Here is a 15,980-nt window from a genome sequence, read left to right on the forward strand (position 1 = left end):
TTATGCGGCATTCTCACCGTCCGATTCCCGTCCTAGCGCCAGCCGAGCGATGGCGCGACGTGGGTCAGGATGGCCTCGATCACATGGGCGTTGTATGTGACGCCCAGCTGGTTCGGCACGGTCAGCAACAGCGTGTCGGCTTCGGCGATGGCCTCGTCACCACGGAGCTGGTCGACGAGGCGGTCGGGCTCGTCCGCGTAGGAGCGGCCGAAGATAGCGCGCATGTCGTCGATGACGCCGATCTGATCGCGCGTTCCGTCGGCACCGAAATACTGGCGATCCTGATCCGTCACGAGCGGGAAGATGGATCGGGAGACCGACACGCGCGGCGCGCGCTTATGCCCTGCCGCCTGCCAGGCTTCCCGATAGGCGCGGATCTGCCGTGCCTGCTGGACATGGAACGGCTCGCCCGTTTCGTCGGCCTTGAGCGTCGAGCTTTGCAAATTCATCCCCTGGCGGGCCGCCCATACGGCGGTCGCGTCCGACGCCGACCCCCACCAGATGCGGTCGCGCAATCCCTCCGAATGGGGCTCGATACGCAACAGCCCCGGTGGATTGGCGAACATCGGTCGCGGATTCGGTTGCGCGAAACCCTTGCCGCCGAGGATCTGAAGAAAAACCTCGGCATGTCGGCGTCCCATATCCGCATCGGTCTCTCCCGGCGCGGGCGCATAGCCGAAATAGCGCCAGCCATCGATCACCTGCTCGGGCGACCCACGGCTGATGCCGAGCTGCAGGCGGGAACCGGCGATCAGATCAGCGGCACCTGCGTCCTCGGCCATGTAGAACGGATTTTCGTAGCGCATGTCGATGACGCCCGTGCCGATCTCGATCCGCCGCGTCCGTGCACCGACGGCCGCGAGAAGCGGAAAGGGCGAGGCGAGTTGCCGCGCGAAATGGTGCACGCGGAAGTAGGCGCCGTCCGCGCCGAGTTCCTCCGCCGCAATCGCCAGATCGATCGACTGCAGCAGCACGTCTTGCGCCGACCGCGTCGCCGATTGTTGCGACGGCGACCAATGGCCGAAGGACAGGAAACCGATCTTCTTCATAAACCCACACTCAAAGCGCGCGGCGGCCGCGACGATCCCAACATCGGGGTTCCAGGCTGGCGCGGCAAGGCGCGACGGCTCTTGAACGGCCGACGGTTCTCCGGCATCGGGCTCGGGCCGGCAGGCGCGGTCTCATCCGCGACGATGCGACACGCGCCGGCACCTGGGTGGATGGCCGAGTGGTTTAAGGCTCCAGTCTTGAAAACTGGCGAACGGGGAACCGTTCCGTGGGTTCGAATCCCACTCCACCCGCCAAACCGATTTTGGCGCCAGCGCCAGTTGGGGTTACGCATCTCCAACTCCACGACCCGCGCGCATGCGCAGGGCCAACTATCGAAGATGTGAACACCGGCGGCAAAATCAGATTTTGCCGCCGGCGAATTGCATGCGTCAGAATTTCGCTGCGATACCTGTATAGATGTATCGGCCGTGTACGTCGAAGATGGCGCTGCCGCCGCCGATGCCGGTTGCATTGAGCGGTGGATGGCGGTCGCCGATGTTCTCAACTCCCAAATACCAGTTGAACTTGTCCGTGGCGTTCACCGCCACACGGACATCGTGATAGGCGACCACCGGATAGTATCGATAATCCGCGTAATATGGATCGGTGGGCGGGTTGCCGTTAAGCGGATTATAGTATTCGAAGGCGCCGACATACTGGCGGCCGATCCAGCGCAGCTTGTAGCCGAGCTCGACAGCGCCCGTACGCAGACCCGTGTCGAGCACGAAACGATCGATCGGCTGGCCAAGATTGCCGCGACCGCGGCTCCTATTCGATGGATCGGTCGGATCAAGATAGTTATCCTGCTGGATGACGTGGGAGTAGTTGAGATTGATGGTCACGCGTCCGAGGCCGGCTACTTCGTTCGTGTAATTCAGCTCACTATCTATTCCCCGAGCGCGGAGAAGCGCGAAGTTGACGCCTGCGGCCAACAGGGAATTTTCGATTATCTGGAAGGGTTCCTCGCCGTGCGGCCCGGGGCCCGAGGTAATATTCCGCTGAAAAAGACCGCAATAAGGGTTATTGAGACTGGAACTGTCGTAGCATTGATCGACGATCGTCTGCGGGTCCAGAGCCGCTATGACACTCCTTACCTTGATGTTGTAATAGTCGGCAGAGAACGAAAATCCTCTAATCCAATGCGGCTGCAAAACGACCCCGTAGGTATAGGAGTCGGATTTTTCCGCGTTTAGATTCGGATTGCCGCCGCTCAGATATCCGAGCGTATTTGAATACTGGAAATCGTAACTTGCGGGTCGGCCAGCGGCGGCGCAGTTTGCGGCGCGTTTGGTCGGATTGATGCCGCCATTGATATTCGACGCCGAGCAGGGATCGGCTAGCCCAGTATAGTTTTGACTAGCCGGTGCATAGAGTTCACCCAGATTCGGCGCACGGACCGCCCTGGAGTAGTTTGCGCGGAAATGAATGTCCGAAAAGGGTATCCAATCACCACCGACATTATAAGACCAAACTGTCCCGGCACGCGTGTTGTAATCGGAAACGCGCGCGGCCGCGCTCAAGCTTACTTCTTGGGCTAATGGCAAGTCCTTGAGCAACGGAACGCGCAGCTCGCCAAATGCCTCCTTCACCGCCAGCGCCGGCGCGGTAAAGGTGGGAATGCTGTTGTAAAAGGTGTAACCCTGTTCGACCAGCGGGTCCTGATTGTAATAGTTGGTTTCCCTGCGATATTCTCCGCCGATCGAAAACGCGATCGGGCCCCCGGGCAGGGTGAACAGCTTGCCAAGATCGCCGGTCAGGCTACCCGTGACGTCGAATTGCGTGATCTTGCCCATCGCAGTGGTATTCTGCAGCAGGTACGCACGCTGCGCGTCCGTGAATTGACCGCCCATGACATTGATGGGCGTGCATGCAGCGACGTCCGCCGCGAGCACCGAGGGGTTTCCTGCCAAATCGGATCCGGCTGCAGCCGAATTGACCTGGCTCCGGCACACGATCTGCCCAGCCGTATTGCGAACGGCGTCATTCGCCAGCAGGAAGCGCTGCTTGTTGAGATTGCCGAGGATTGTCGTCTTTTCTTGCAGTTCCCCATAATTGGCCGATAGATCATAGTTCCAGTTGCCGAAGATCGAGCCCCTCACGCCGGCAACGGCCCTGTAGGTATCTCTGAACGAGCGCTCGGCCCGGACGCCCAAGCCGATCAGTCTCTCACGCACCGCGAAGGCCGTTGCGCCAGGCCGGTTCGCCAGGATTATGCTTCGCGCTTGGTCGGTCAGATATGGGTTGTCTATACGGATCGTCTCACGAGGGTCGCCCGTGATGGTGCCGTTGATGAAGGCGGGGCCGCTGGATCCCGAGCCGAAGACCGTGGTATGCGACCAAGTCGCTTCGACATAGGGTTCGAACGCGTCGCTGAACGTATAATGCCCGATCAGGTTTACGTTGATGCGATCGAGTTGCGGCTGCAGCTGGAATTCGTTGCCCTCACGGAAATTATCGCCGTTACCGCCGATAAAGTTACCCGTTGGCGCCAGCCCGATGCGCTGCCCCGTCAAGGGGATGAGCTTCCCATCCGACGTGAACGTGTACGGGCAATTGTAGAAGCCGCCGTTGAGGGCTGTGCCGCAATTCAATCTGGCCGTACCGCCGAACCGTACCAATCCGGTATTGCTGTAGGATGCACTCCGGACATCATGGAACAGAATATTCTCAGGCGAGCCGGGCGATCCTGAGCCTGCGGGACGCACTGCGATAAAGGCTGTCTGACTGGACAAATAGGGCCTGGAACTAGCGAAATACTGAGTCTGATGGGCAAACTCGATATTTACGGCGATGTTGCCGCGGCCATCCGCGAAGTTCTTGCCGGCGAGTGCGCTCACGAAACTGGAACCGGCGTCTTTATAGTCGCTTACGCCAGCCTGGCCACGGAGTTGCAGGCCGTCGAAGTTCTGCTTCAAATTGAAATTGACCACGCCGGCGAGCGCGTCGGAGCCATATACGGCAGAGTTGCCGCCGGTGACGATATCCGTTCTCTCGATCAGATCCGTCGGGATCGTATTGACGTCGACGGATACGCCCGAATTCAAGATGTCACCCGCAACGTGGCGACGGCCGTTCACCAGGACCAGTGTGCGCTGCGTTCCGAGGCTTCTCAAATCGAGCAGATTGAGGCCAGCGGTCCCGAGAAATCGCGTCGAGTTCGATTGACTGAACGTTGGCGCGAGCTGCGGGAGCTGATTGAGCTGATCGCCCACCGATATTTGGCCCGTCTGGAAAAGCTGCTCCCCCGTCAGGCTCGTTATCGGAACGGTCGATTGCAGATTGGGGCGCGCGATCCGTGACCCCGTGACAATGATGTCGTTTGACCGTTCGGGCTTGCTCTCAGTATCGGAGGTGGTGTTCTGGCTAACGTCCGCACCCGATTTGTTGGCCAAGTCACTGGCATCTTGAGCAATCGCATTTTGCGCGGCAAAAGCCACAGCGGCGATCGTACTTGCTCTTGTCAAAAGTCGTAAGCGCATCGACATGTCCCCCTTGAAAGGAGACGCCAGCAAAGCACGATTCCGGTCGAGAACGGACATAATCCGTTTCGGCCTAGAAACAAACTTGCGCTGCGTGGCAATAATGTCACAGTACATGACGCAGATGTCATCTTGGCGTCATCTCGCCGGTCCGCCGTCCGTTGGGAACATACGGCAAGTGCTCAGCTACGCGGTGCTGCGTGCAAGAGGCGCGACGGTTCGGGGTTCACCCGCGGGGTAGGGTGTGGCACCGGCATCACCATGTGGGGGTTCCGAACACATCGCCGTTTCCAGTCGTGCCTGCTGGGCTTGACGCTCCTGATGTGCGATTCGCCGGCGAGCGCCCAGGATGAAGCCGGGTTTCAGGCCTATCTGCCGCAATTGAAGGCGCAGGCGGCCGCGGCGGGTGTCACCGCGGCGACGATCGATGCGGTGTTTCCGACGCTCAGCCTGAGCGAGCGGACGATCGAACTGGATCGCGCGCAGCCCGGCAATTCCGGAAGTACCGCCACGCCGCCGTTCGCGCCCTATCGGCGCAGCCACGTCGACGCAGCCCGGATAGCGCGCGGTCGTGCGACCTATCTTGCGCAACGCTACCGATTGGCGTCGGTCGAGCGGCAGACGGGAGTCCCCGAATCGATCATGGTCGCCATCTGGGGGCATGAGACGAATTACGGTGCCTATACGGGCAATTTCGATCTGTTACGCAGCCTAGCGTCGCTCGCGTACGAGGGCCGCCGCCGCGATCTTTTCGCGGGCGAGTTCATCGCCGGACTGAAGATGCTCGATCGCGGCGTGTCGCGCGAGCAATTGAAGGGCAGTTGGGCCGGCGCGACCGGTAATCCGCAATTCCTCCCCTCCGTCTATCTACGGCTGGGGCGCGACGGCGATGGCGACGGGCGGGTCGATATCTGGAACAGTCCCGCCGACACGCTCGCGTCGATCGGCAATTATTTCGCCAATGCCGGCTGGCGTCCCGGGCAGCCGTGGGGATTGGCCGTCAATGTTCCGCAGAGCCTGGACCGCGCCCAGCTGACCAATCGTCTCGTCTCGCCGCGATGCCCGCGTGTGTTCGAGCGTCACAGCGGGTGGAAGACGATGGCCGAATGGCGCGCGCTCGGCATCGTCCCGCAGCGCGGCGCCTGGCCCGCCGACGGCGTATTGGCGACGCTCATCGAACCGGACGGGGCGGGCAGCACCGCCTATCTGCTGACCGGGAATTATCGCGTCATCCTGGATTACAATTGTTCCAACTTCTACGCGCTGTCGGTCGGCCTGCTCGCCGATGCCGTCGAGGGATGACGTCACCGCATACTCCGCTTATGGAAGTGTCTTCTGCCCGTATCGCCATCCGTTTCGAAAGCGTCTGATCACCCCATGAACAAGCTGCTTGCCGCTCCGCTTCTCGTCGCCCTGCTCGCCAATCCGACGATCGCCGCCGCGCCGCAGTTCCAGGGAACCGCGCCGATCGCCTATATGGAAGACCTGTCGTCGGGCGCCGTGCTGTACCAGCGCGATGCCGACCGCCGGATGCCGCCCGCGTCCATGGCCAAGATGATGACGGTGTATGTAGCGTTCGACCTGATCAAGAAGGGGGAACTCAAGCTCGACCAAACGTTGCAGGTGCGCCCGGAGACCTGGCAGAAGTGGCACGGTCCGCAGGCGGGATCGACGATGTTCCTGTCGTCGGGCGAGAATGTCAGCGTCGAGAATTTGCTGAAGGGCATCGTCACGCTGTCCGGCAACGACGCATGCGTCGTCCTTGCGGAAGGCATCAGCGGCACGGAGCAGACGTTCACCGACCGGATGAACGACGCGGCCAAGCGCCTGGGCCTCACCAACAGTCATTTTGGCACGTCGAACGGCTGGCCGGACGGGGGCGCGACCTACGTCACCGCCCGCGACCTCGCGCATCTGGCGGCCGCTACGATCAAGGATTTCCCTGATCTCTACAAGCGCTTCTACTCGCTGCCGAACTTCACCTGGGGCAAGACGCTGGGCGCGGGCGCGGACATCACCCAGGCGAACCGCGATCCGCTGCTCGGGCGCGTCGCCGGCGCGGACGGCCTGAAGACCGGGCATACCGAAGAGGCGGGTTACGGCTTCACCGGCTCTGCCGAACAGAACGGCCGCCGGCTGGTGATGGTCGTGGCCGGACTGCCGACCTACACCGGGCGTGCCGAAGAGTCGGTCCGCTTCATGGATTGGGGTTTCCGCGCCTGGCAGGCCAAGCCCGTTGTCGCCGCGGGACGCGAGGTCAGCACCGCCGAGGTGCAGATGGGCAGCCGCAGCACGGTCGGGCTCGTCGCGCCAAAGCAGCTGACGGTGACGCTGCCCTCCGGCGCGGCCCCGAAACTGAGCGCCAAGGTCGTCTACGAAGGCCCGGTCCGCGCTCCGATCAAGCAGGGGCAGCATATCGCCGACCTCGTCGTCCAGTCGCCCGACATGCCCGAACAGCGGCTGCCGCTGGTCGCCGCTTCGGATGTCGGCGAGGCCGGCTTCTTCGGACGCGCCTGGGCCGGCTTCACCTCTCTGTTCGGCTGATCGCGTCTTGAGCGGGGGCGCGCTGCCGATCGGCAACGCCGATGCGCAGGCCGCCTTCCTCGCGGCGCTGCAAGGCGGGACGCTGCATCACGCCTGGCTTCTGGTCGGGCCCGAGGGTGTGGGCAAGGCGAGCTTCGCCGAGGCGGCTGCGCTGCGCATGCTGGCGGAGGCGAGCGGCGCGCGCGCCCTGCCGCCGGGGCTTGGGGTGCCGGAGGACCACCCCACGCGGGCGCTGGTGGACGCGGGCTCGCATCCTGACCTGCGCATCCTGCGGCGCCTGCTCAAGGATCCCGAGAAGCCGGACCAGGACCTCGCGCGGAGCATTACCATCGCGCAGGTGCGTACGCTGCAGCCGATGTTCGCGACTACGCCCTCGATGGGCGCGCGCCGCGTCGTCATCATCGACGCCGCCGACGATCTGGAGCGCGGCGGCGCCAATGCGCTCCTCAAGAACCTCGAGGAGCCTCCCGTCGGCACGATCTTCCTGCTGGTCAGCCACGCGCCCGGGCGCCTGCTGCCGACGATCCGGTCACGCTGTCGCATTCTGCGCTTCGGGCCACTCGACGACGACGCGATGGCGCGCGCGCTCGACCGGCTTCTGCCGGAGGCGGATCGCGACGAGATCGCGACCCTGGTCGCGACGGGGGAGGGTGCGCCTGGCCGTGCGCTCCGCCATGCCGGGCTTGATGTCGCGGCGCTCGATCAGGCGATCGTGGCGATCGCCGGGGACGGTGATCCGGGCAACGCTCGTCGGGCCGCTCTAGCTAAGGCCTTGGCGGGCAAGGCGAATGCGCGCCGTTACGAACTGTTCTTGGAGCGCGTGCCGACGCTGATCGCGCGCGAGGCCTACCGCCGATCCGGCGCCCGCCTCAAGACGGCGCTCGACGCACAGACCGCAGCGCGCGAGCTGGCGGGCGCCGCGATCGGCCTGTCGCTCGATCCGCAGGCAACCGTCTATGAGATGGCGGGGATCCTCGCGACGCTGCGCTGACGGGCGTCGGCCGGGGGCGGGCTTCACCTCGCCGGGACGATCGACTAGGGACGCCGACATGGCCGATCCCTATTACATCACCACCGCGATCCACTATCCCAACGGGCGACCGCATATCGGCCACGCCTATGAGATGATCGCCGCCGATGCCATCGCCCGCTTCCAGCGACAGGCGGGGCGCGACGTGCGTTTCCAGACCGGCACGGACGAGCACGGTCTCAAGATGGCCCAGACCGCACGCGCACAAGGCATGGAAACGCGGGCATTCGCGGATAAGATGTCGTCATATTTCAGCGACATGGCGTCCGCTCTTAACATCAGCTACGATCGCTTCATTCGCACGGTCGAGGCGGATCATTATACCGCGAGCCAGACGATCTGGCGGGCGATGCAGGCAAGCGGTGACCTGTACCTCGATCGCTACGAAGGCTGGTATTCCGTCCGCGACGAGGCGTTCTACGACGAGAAGGAACTGGTCGACGGGGAGGGGGGGCAGAAGCTCTCCCCCCAGGGTACGCCGGTGGAGTGGACGGCAGAGGAGACCTGGTTCTTCCGCCTGTCGAAATATCAGCAGCCGCTGCTCGATCTCTATGCGTCGAACCCGGATTTCATCCGACCGGAATCGCGTCGAAACGAGGTACTCCGCTTCGTCGAGGGGGGACTTTCGGACCTGTCCGTGTCCCGTACCAGCTTCGACTGGGGCGTGCCGGTGCCGGACAGCCCGGGCCATGTCATGTACGTCTGGGTCGACGCGCTGACCAACTATCTGACCGGCGCGGGCTATCCCGATGACGCGGCGATGATGGCGCGCTACTGGCCCGCGGACCTGCACCTGATCGGCAAGGACATCACGCGGTTCCACACGGTATATTGGCCGGCGTTCCTGATGTCGGCCAACCTGCCGCTTCCGCGCCAGGTCTTCGCCCACGGGTTCCTGCTGCACCGTGGCGAAAAGATGTCCAAGTCCTTGGGCAACGTGGTCGGACCCGACGAGCTGATAGACGCGTTCGGGGTAGATGCGGTGCGGTATTTCCTGTTGCGCGAAGTCAGCTTCGGCCAGGATGGCAGCTATTCGGCCGATGCGATCGTGACGCGCGTCAACGCGGAGCTCGCCAACAGCTTCGGAAACCTCGCACAACGCACGCTTTCGTTCATTGCAAAGAATCTGGGCGGAACGATGCCGGCGGAAGGCAGAGGCGATCCTGCGGATGCGATGCTGATCGAGGAGATCGTCGTCGCCTGTGCCGGGCTTCGCACCGCGTTCGACGATCTGATGATGAGCCAGGGAATCGAGGCGTGGATGCGCGGCGTCTTCGCCTGCAACCAATATATCGATGCGCAGGCGCCCTGGGCGTTGCGCAAGACGGATCCGGAGCGGATGCACGCCGTGCTGCGCACGCTGGTCCGTGCCATACGGATGCTCGCCATCGCGATCCTACCCGTCGTGCCGAACTCGGCCGGCAAGGTCCTCGATCAGATCGGCGCCGAGGCCCGCGATCATGCCGCGATCGACGATGATGGCTGGTATGCGCGCCAGGCTGCTGCAGGCTTCGTCATCGCGCCACCGACGCCTGTCTTCCCGCGCCTCGAATTGCCGGTCGCAGCGGAGGCATGATGTTCGCCGACAGCCACTGCCACCTCAACTACAAGGGCCTGATCGAAGATCAGGAGGCGGTGCTGGCGCGCGCGCGCGGTCGCGGGGTCGGCGTGATGCTGAACATCGCGACGCGCGAACGCGAGTGGGACGATATCGTCGCGACGGCCGAGCGGGAACCCGACGTCTGGGCCTCCGTCGGCATCCATCCTCACGAAGCCGATCAGCATCCCCATGTCGACACCGCCAAGATCGTCGAGCGTGCACGGCATCCCCGTATCGTCGGCATCGGCGAGAGCGGTCTCGATTATTTCTATGACCATTCCGATCGCGATCGCCAGCAAGCGAGCTTTCGCGCGCATATCGCGGCCGCGCGGGAAACGGGGTTGCCGCTGATCGTTCACACGCGCGATGCGGAAGACGATACGCTATCGATCCTACGCGATGAGATGGAGCAGGGGGCCTATACCGGTGTCATCCATTGCTTCACCGCTAGCGGCGCCTTTGCCGATGCCGCGATGGCGCTTGGTCTCTACATCTCCATTTCGGGTATCGTGACGTTCAAGAACGCGCGCGATCTTCAGGACACCGCGGCAAGGCTGCCGATCGACCGGCTGCTCATCGAGACCGATGCTCCCTTCCTTGCGCCGGTACCGCATCGCGGCAAGCCGGGCGAACCGGCCTTCGTCGCGGACACGGCGGCCTTTCTCGCGAAGCTGCGCGGTGAGCGGATCGAAGACCTTGCTGCACGAACCGCGGACAACTTCTACGCATTGTTCTCGAAGGCGGTGCGGTGAAAGTCCGCATCCTCGGCTCCGGCACGTCGTCGGGCGTGCCGCGGATCGGCAACGACTGGGGGGCCTGCGACCCGGCAGAACCGCGCAACCGTCGCACGCGTGCGTCTCTCCTCGTCGAGCATGAGGGTGTGCGGGTGCTCGTCGACACCAGCCCCGACCTTCGCGAACAGCTTCTCGCCGCCGAAGTCGCCACGGTCGATGCGATCATCTGGACGCATGATCACGCCGACCATTGTCACGGTATCGACGATGTCCGCCAGATCTTCCACGCGACCGGCCGACCGGTTCCGGGCTTTGCGCGGCAGCAGACGCTGGAAGCGCTGCGCGATCGGTTCACCTATGCATTTGCGGGACGCGCGGGCTATCCGCCCACGATCGACGGGACTCTGCTGCCCGACCAGATGACGCTGGGCGGCTTGACGATTTCCGTCGTCGACCAGCCGCACGGCAACATCCAGTCTGCAGGGCTGCTCTTTTCAGCCGGCGGTAGGACACTCGGCTATGCTACTGATTTTCATGAGTTAACGCCGCAAATGCAGGAGCTTTACGCCGGCCTGGATGTCTGGGTGGTCGACGCTCTGCGCTACGCGCCGCATCCCACGCATCCCGACGTGCCGACCGTTCTCGACTGGATCACGGCGCTGCGCCCGGGGCGGTCAGCCTTCGTACATATGGATCAGAGCATGGACTATGCCACGCTCCGCGCGACGCTGCCCGCCGGCGTGGAGCCGGGCTACGACGGGCTGGAATTCCATCTATGACACCGGATCTGGGCGGGCATGCCGCTCTGTATCTGCTACTTCTGATCCTGCCGATTTCCGCCCTGATCGCACGGCGTGTGCCGATCCTGCGGGTCGTCATCTCCCTTGCGAGCTGGGCGTTCATCGCCGTGGTGGCCCTGGTGGTCGTGAACGAGCGTGAGAAGTTCGATCCGTATCTGCAGCGCATCGCGGCAGTCCTCAAGCTCGACGACCAGACGGTGGTCGGCAAGGAAACGCGCATTCGGATGAGCGGGGACGGTCATTTCTGGGCTCGCGTGCGCGTCGACGGCGTCGAGCGGCGCATGCTGGTCGATAGCGGCGCGACGGTGACCGCGCTGTCCGTCGGGACCGCCAACGCTGCCGGCCTGAAGGTCGAGGCCGGGATGTTCCCGATGGTGATCAACACCGCCAATGGCCAGATCAGCGCAAAGACCGCCACCGTCCGATCAATCCGCCTGGGCGACATCACCGCGCGCGACCTGGGCGTCGTCGTGTCGCCGGCTTTCGGCGACACCGACGTGCTCGGCATGAACTTCCTGTCGAAGCTGAAGTCCTGGCGCGTGGAAGGGCGGACGCTGATCCTCGAGCCCCACCATCCACAGGATTTAACATAATACATATTATCGATCTTGGGTCATCATTCGTCCGGTACCGGTGATGCGCCCCCTCCTGACCTTTGAATGATCGGACCGGCTCGCTACAGGACGTGTCCGACAACGGGAAGCTGGAGGCACGGTGACACCGGACAAGGCGAATATCGGCAGGCTCGTTGCGATCATGGCGCGTCTTCGGCATCCGGAGCACGGCTGCGAATGGGATGTCGCTCAGACGTGGTCGACGATCGCGCCCTATACGATCGAGGAAGCCTATGAGGTGGCGGACGCCATCGCGCGCGAGGATGTGGGCGATCTCAGGGATGAACTCGGCGATCTGCTGCTACAGGTCGTCTTTCACAGTCGCATCGCCGAAGAGCGCGGTGCGTTCGATCTGAACGATGTCGTCGCGGCGATCAGCGACAAGATGGAACGACGCCACCCCCATATCTTCGCCTATGCCGCCGACGGCGGCCACCACCGTTGGGAGGACGTCAAGGCAGCCGAGCGCGCCGCCAAGGGCGCCACGAGCGCGATGGATGGCGTCGCGGCGGGACTCCCCGCGCTCCTTCGGGCGGAAAAGCTGCAGAAGCGTGCGGCGCGAGTGGGGTTCGACTGGCCGAACGCCGACGGTTCGCGTGCAAAGGTCGTCGAGGAGATCGAGGAGGTCATGGCCGCGGACAGCACGGATGCGCAGGAGGACGAGATCGGCGACCTGCTCTTTGCGGTCGTCAATTGGGCGCGCCACCTTGGAGTCGATCCCGAAGCGGCGCTGCGTCGCGGCAACGCCAAGTTCGAACGACGGTTTCGGGCGATCGAGATCGCCGGCGGCGAAGGCTTCTCGTCGCTGAGCCTCGAAGCGAAGGAGGCGCTGTGGCAGGCGGCGAAGACCGAGACGCTACCCGCGCTGTAGGAAGCGCTCGTAATCCCGTTCGGCCAGCCGCACCTCATATTGCGTCTGGAGGCCCTCGCCATGCTGACCAAGCACTTCGCCATGGGCGTGCAACCAGGCCGCCCCTGCGCCGTCGGCGGCATCGAGCGTTATCCAGTAGCGCCGATGTCCCGCCGTCAACTTGGCCGCCACTTCAGTGACGAGGGTGTCCACCCCCTCCCCGGTCAGCGCCGAAATCGCCACGACGTCGTCACGTCGAACCACCTCGCCCATCATGGCCGTGCGCGCGTCTTCGTCGAGCAGGTCGAGCTTGTTCCACGCCTCGAACCGCGGCGTCGCGTCGCTGACACCGATCTCCGCCAGCACCGCCTCTACATCGGCGCGTTGCGCCTCGCTGTCGGGATGCGCGATGTCGCGGACGTGGATCAACAGGTCGGCCGACACCACTTCCTCCAGGGTCGCCTTGAACGCCGCGACGAGTTGTGTCGGCAGGTCGGACACGAAACCGACGGTGTCCGAGAGGATGGCCTTGTCGATTCCAGGCAGCGAGATCTGGCGCAACGTGGGATCGAGCGTCGCGAACAGCAGGTTCTCGGCCATCACGTGCGCGCCGGTCAGCCGATTGAACAGCGTCGACTTGCCCGCGTTCGTATATCCCACCAAGGCGATGACCGGCCAGGGCGCGCGCTGACGGCGTTCGCGATGGAGGCCGCGCGTGCGGCTTACCTGTTCGAGTTCGCGACGAAGCCGCGCCATACGGTCGCGGATCAGGCGGCGATCCGCCTCGATCTGCGTTTCACCCGGCCCGCCCAGGAAGCCGAAGCCACCGCGTTGCCGTTCCAGGTGGGTCCAGCTCCGCACCAGTCGGCCCGCCTGGTAATCGAGATGCGCGAGTTCGACCTGCAACCGCCCTTCCGCCGTAGCGGCGCGCTCGCCGAAGATCTCAAGGATCAGCCCCGTCCGGTCGATGACCTTCGCTCCGAGGCCGGTTTCCAGGTTACGCTGCTGGACGGGCGTCAGGCTGGCATCGAATACGACGAGATCCGCCTGATCCTGCTGAACCTGCACCGCAAGCTGCTCGACCTGACCGCTGCCGATCAGCGTCGCCGGCTTCGGCTGACGGACGCGCAGTGCGATCCGGTCGGCCACGACAAGCCCGATCGCGGCGGCGAGGCCGGCGGTTTCCTCCAGCCGCGCGTCGGCGTCACGATGCGCGTCGCCCTGATCCGGCAGGACCACCAGTGCCCGACCGCCGCGGGCGAATTCGTCACGGTCGCGGTTGAAGCCGGTGCTCACTCGCCGTCTTCACCCTCATCCGCGAGATTGAGCGGACGCGACGGCTGGATGGTCGATACGGCATGCTTGTACACGAGCTGTGCCATGCCTTCGCGCTGGAGCAGCATGCAAAACAGGTCGAAACCAGCGATCTGACCCTGCAACATCACGCCATTGATCAGGAACATGGTGACGGGGTCTTCCGCCTTGCGTACGGCATTGAGGAAGATTTCCTGCAGCAGCGGTTGCTTGCGCTGCGCTTCGCCGACCGACTCGACGATAGCGGCGACATCCATCGGACCCGACGGCATGATCGTCGAAATCGCGTGCTTGTAGATCAGCTGCGACTGACCGTCGCGGCGCAGCAGCACCGAAAAATTATCGAACCAGGTGACGATACCCTGCAGCTTGACGCCTTTGACCAGGAACATGGTCACCGGGGTCTTCGAGCGGCGAAGTGCGTTGAGAAACAGGTCCTGCAAAGACCCTTGCTTGTCGGCCATGAAGTCAGCCCTTCGTGTTCTTGGCGGGACGTTCGCCCGCTGTCGCGCCGTTTCCCGGCGTCGGATGCCGCCCTGCGCGGGCGACGCCCCTATCTATGAACGCCGACCGCCCGCGTCCACCCGCGATCAATCCTCGCGCAGGTCGGTGATGCCCAACAGCTTCAACTTGCGGTGCAATGCCGAGCGCTCCATGCCGATGAAGCTTGCCGTGCGACTGATGTTGCCGGAGAAGCGACGGATCTGGACGCGCAGATATTCGCGTTCGAACGTCTCGCGGGCCTCGCGTAGCGGCGCTCCCATGATGGCGCCGCCACCACCGCCCAGATCGCCCTGGTCGCCAAGCACCTCCGCCGGCAGCAGGTCGAGATCGATCCGGCCGATACGGTCGCCAGGCGCGAGGATGATCGTGCGCTCGACGACGTTGCGAAGCTGGCGGACATTGCCTGGCCAATCATAGGATTGCAGCGCGACCATGGCATCGGGTGCGATCTCGGGCGTCGGCACGCGCCGCTCGGAGGCGTAATGGGCGATGAAATGCTCGACGAGCGCGGGTATGTCCTCGCGGCGTTCCGACAGCGCGGGGATGCTCACCGGCACGACATTGAGGCGGTAGTACAAATCCTCGCGAAACCGGCCGCCGGCAATCTCCTGCGTAAGGTCGCGCGACGTGGCGGAGACGACGCGGACATCGACCTTGACGATGCGGGTGCCGCCGATCCGGCTGAAGCTCTGATCGGTCAATACGCGCAGAATACGTGCCTGCGTCGCGACAGGCATATCGGCGATCTCGTCGAGGAACAAAGTGCCGCCGTGCGCCTGTTCGAGAAGCCCGGGGCGGACGAGATCACCCCCCTCCTCCACGCCGAACAATTCCTCCTCGACCCGCTCGGGCGTCATGCGGGCGGCGCTGACGATGACGAAGGGCGCGTCGGCGCGATTGCTCCACCCATGGAGAAGGCGCGCCGCGATCTCCTTGCCCACCCCCGCCGGCCCCATGATCAGCACCCGACTGCCGGTGGCGGCGACGCGCTTCAACGTCGCGCGCACGCCATTGATCGCGCCCGAGCTGCCGGTCAGATCGGTTTCGCGCCCGACGGTCGCACGCAGCGACGCGACCTCGCGCCGCAGCCGCTCCGTCTCGGTCGCGCGTGCGACGAGCAGCAGCAATCGCTCCGCCTCGAACGGCTTCTCGATGAAGTCCGACGCGCCGCGCCGGATCGCGGCGACGGCCGTGTCGAGATTGCCGTGGCCGGATATGACCAGAACTGGGATCGACGGATCGCGCCGCTTGATCTCGTCGAGCAAATCCAGCCCGTCTAGCCGCGATCCCTGCAACCATACGTCCAGCAGGACCAGCGAAGGACGGCGCATGGCGATGGCCTCCAGCGCCGCGTCGCTGTTGGCGGCGACCCGCGTTTCATAGCCTTCGTCCTCCAGGACGCCGGCGACCAGCTCGCGGATGTCGAATTCGTCGTCGACGACGAGGATGTCGAGGGCCATG

The 15,980-nt window shown here is 64.1% G+C and carries 13 protein-coding genes and 1 tRNA gene; 9 read left to right on the plus strand and 5 right to left on the minus strand.

Features of this window, described 5'->3' with window-relative positions; translation table 11 throughout:
• Nucleotides 1-32: 32 nt before the first annotated feature.
• Nucleotides 33-1,049 carry an LLM class flavin-dependent oxidoreductase gene (locus IQ292_RS08735; protein WP_203309934.1) on the minus strand — a complete coding sequence of 339 codons (1,017 nt, stop codon included), beginning with the start codon at nucleotides 1,047-1,049 and terminating at the stop codon, nucleotides 33-35.
• A 165-nt stretch (nucleotides 1,050-1,214) separates the two neighbouring features.
• On the opposite strand from IQ292_RS08735, the gene IQ292_RS08740 reads away from it, so the two are divergent.
• Nucleotides 1,215-1,304, plus strand: a tRNA-Ser gene (locus IQ292_RS08740).
• A gap of 135 nt (nucleotides 1,305-1,439) precedes the next feature.
• On the opposite strand, the gene IQ292_RS08745 is transcribed toward IQ292_RS08740, so the two are convergent.
• Complete coding sequence (locus tag IQ292_RS08745; protein ID WP_238940932.1) at nucleotides 1,440-4,589, minus strand: TonB-dependent receptor domain-containing protein; 3,150 nt, start codon at nucleotides 4,587-4,589, stop codon at nucleotides 1,440-1,442.
• Between the two features lie 261 nt (nucleotides 4,590-4,850).
• On the opposite strand from IQ292_RS08745, the gene IQ292_RS08750 reads away from it, so the two are divergent.
• From IQ292_RS08750 to mazG, 8 genes are all read left to right on the plus strand, one after another.
• The gene (locus tag IQ292_RS08750) at nucleotides 4,851-5,831 is read left to right on the plus strand and encodes a lytic murein transglycosylase (protein ID WP_238940933.1); all 981 of its coding nucleotides are present in this window, start codon (nucleotides 4,851-4,853) and stop codon (nucleotides 5,829-5,831) included.
• A gap of 75 nt (nucleotides 5,832-5,906) precedes the next feature.
• Complete coding sequence (locus IQ292_RS08755) at nucleotides 5,907-7,073, plus strand: D-alanyl-D-alanine carboxypeptidase family protein (RefSeq protein WP_203309936.1); 1,167 nt, start codon at nucleotides 5,907-5,909, stop codon at nucleotides 7,071-7,073.
• Nucleotides 7,074-7,080: 7 nt separating this feature from the next.
• Nucleotides 7,081-8,064: an AAA family ATPase gene (locus IQ292_RS08760; RefSeq protein ID WP_238940934.1), complete on the plus strand. Its 984-nt coding sequence runs from the start codon at nucleotides 7,081-7,083 to the stop codon at nucleotides 8,062-8,064.
• 58 nt (nucleotides 8,065-8,122) lie between these two features.
• The gene (gene metG, locus IQ292_RS08765; RefSeq protein ID WP_203309938.1) at nucleotides 8,123-9,679 is read left to right on the plus strand and encodes a methionine--tRNA ligase; all 1,557 of its coding nucleotides are present in this window, start codon (nucleotides 8,123-8,125) and stop codon (nucleotides 9,677-9,679) included.
• Nucleotides 9,679-10,455 (plus strand): TatD family hydrolase, encoded by a 777-nt coding sequence (locus IQ292_RS08770; RefSeq protein ID WP_203310087.1) that lies wholly within the window; start codon nucleotides 9,679-9,681, stop codon nucleotides 10,453-10,455. The genes metG and IQ292_RS08770 overlap by 1 nt, the downstream gene beginning before the upstream one ends.
• On the plus strand, nucleotides 10,452-11,216 hold the full coding sequence (locus IQ292_RS08775; RefSeq protein ID WP_203309939.1) for an MBL fold metallo-hydrolase: 765 nt from the start codon (nucleotides 10,452-10,454) through the stop codon (nucleotides 11,214-11,216). Before IQ292_RS08770 ends, IQ292_RS08775 begins: the two co-directional genes overlap by 4 nt.
• Entirely contained in the window at nucleotides 11,213-11,830 is a 618-nt protein-coding gene (locus IQ292_RS08780; protein WP_203309940.1) for a retropepsin-like aspartic protease family protein, read from the plus strand. The genes IQ292_RS08775 and IQ292_RS08780 overlap by 4 nt, the downstream gene beginning before the upstream one ends.
• A gap of 163 nt (nucleotides 11,831-11,993) precedes the next feature.
• Nucleotides 11,994-12,722 (plus strand): nucleoside triphosphate pyrophosphohydrolase, encoded by a 729-nt coding sequence (gene mazG / locus IQ292_RS08785; protein WP_238940935.1) that lies wholly within the window; start codon nucleotides 11,994-11,996, stop codon nucleotides 12,720-12,722.
• Here the strand turns inward: mazG and hflX are convergent.
• Genes hflX through ntrX form a run of 3 tightly spaced genes read right to left on the minus strand, consistent with a single transcriptional unit; the run spans nucleotide 12,708 to nucleotide 15,979 of the window.
• Nucleotides 12,708-13,997: a GTPase HflX gene (hflX, locus tag IQ292_RS08790; protein WP_203309941.1), complete on the minus strand. Its 1,290-nt coding sequence runs from the start codon at nucleotides 13,995-13,997 to the stop codon at nucleotides 12,708-12,710. The two genes, mazG and hflX, sit on opposite strands and share 15 nt — an antisense overlap.
• The gene (hfq, locus tag IQ292_RS08795; RefSeq protein ID WP_287978577.1) at nucleotides 13,994-14,545 is read right to left on the minus strand and encodes an RNA chaperone Hfq; all 552 of its coding nucleotides are present in this window, start codon (nucleotides 14,543-14,545) and stop codon (nucleotides 13,994-13,996) included. The genes hflX and hfq overlap by 4 nt, the downstream gene beginning before the upstream one ends.
• 60 nt (nucleotides 14,546-14,605) lie before the next feature.
• A complete protein-coding gene (gene ntrX, locus IQ292_RS08800; RefSeq protein ID WP_203309943.1) occupies nucleotides 14,606-15,979 on the minus strand; it encodes a nitrogen assimilation response regulator NtrX in 1,374 nt (457 codons plus the stop codon).
• Nucleotide 15,980: the final 1 nt, after the last annotated feature.

The organism is Sphingomonas beigongshangi (assembly GCF_016820445.1).
In the GTDB taxonomy this organism is placed as follows: Bacteria; Pseudomonadota; Alphaproteobacteria; order Sphingomonadales; family Sphingomonadaceae; genus Sphingomonas; species Sphingomonas beigongshangi.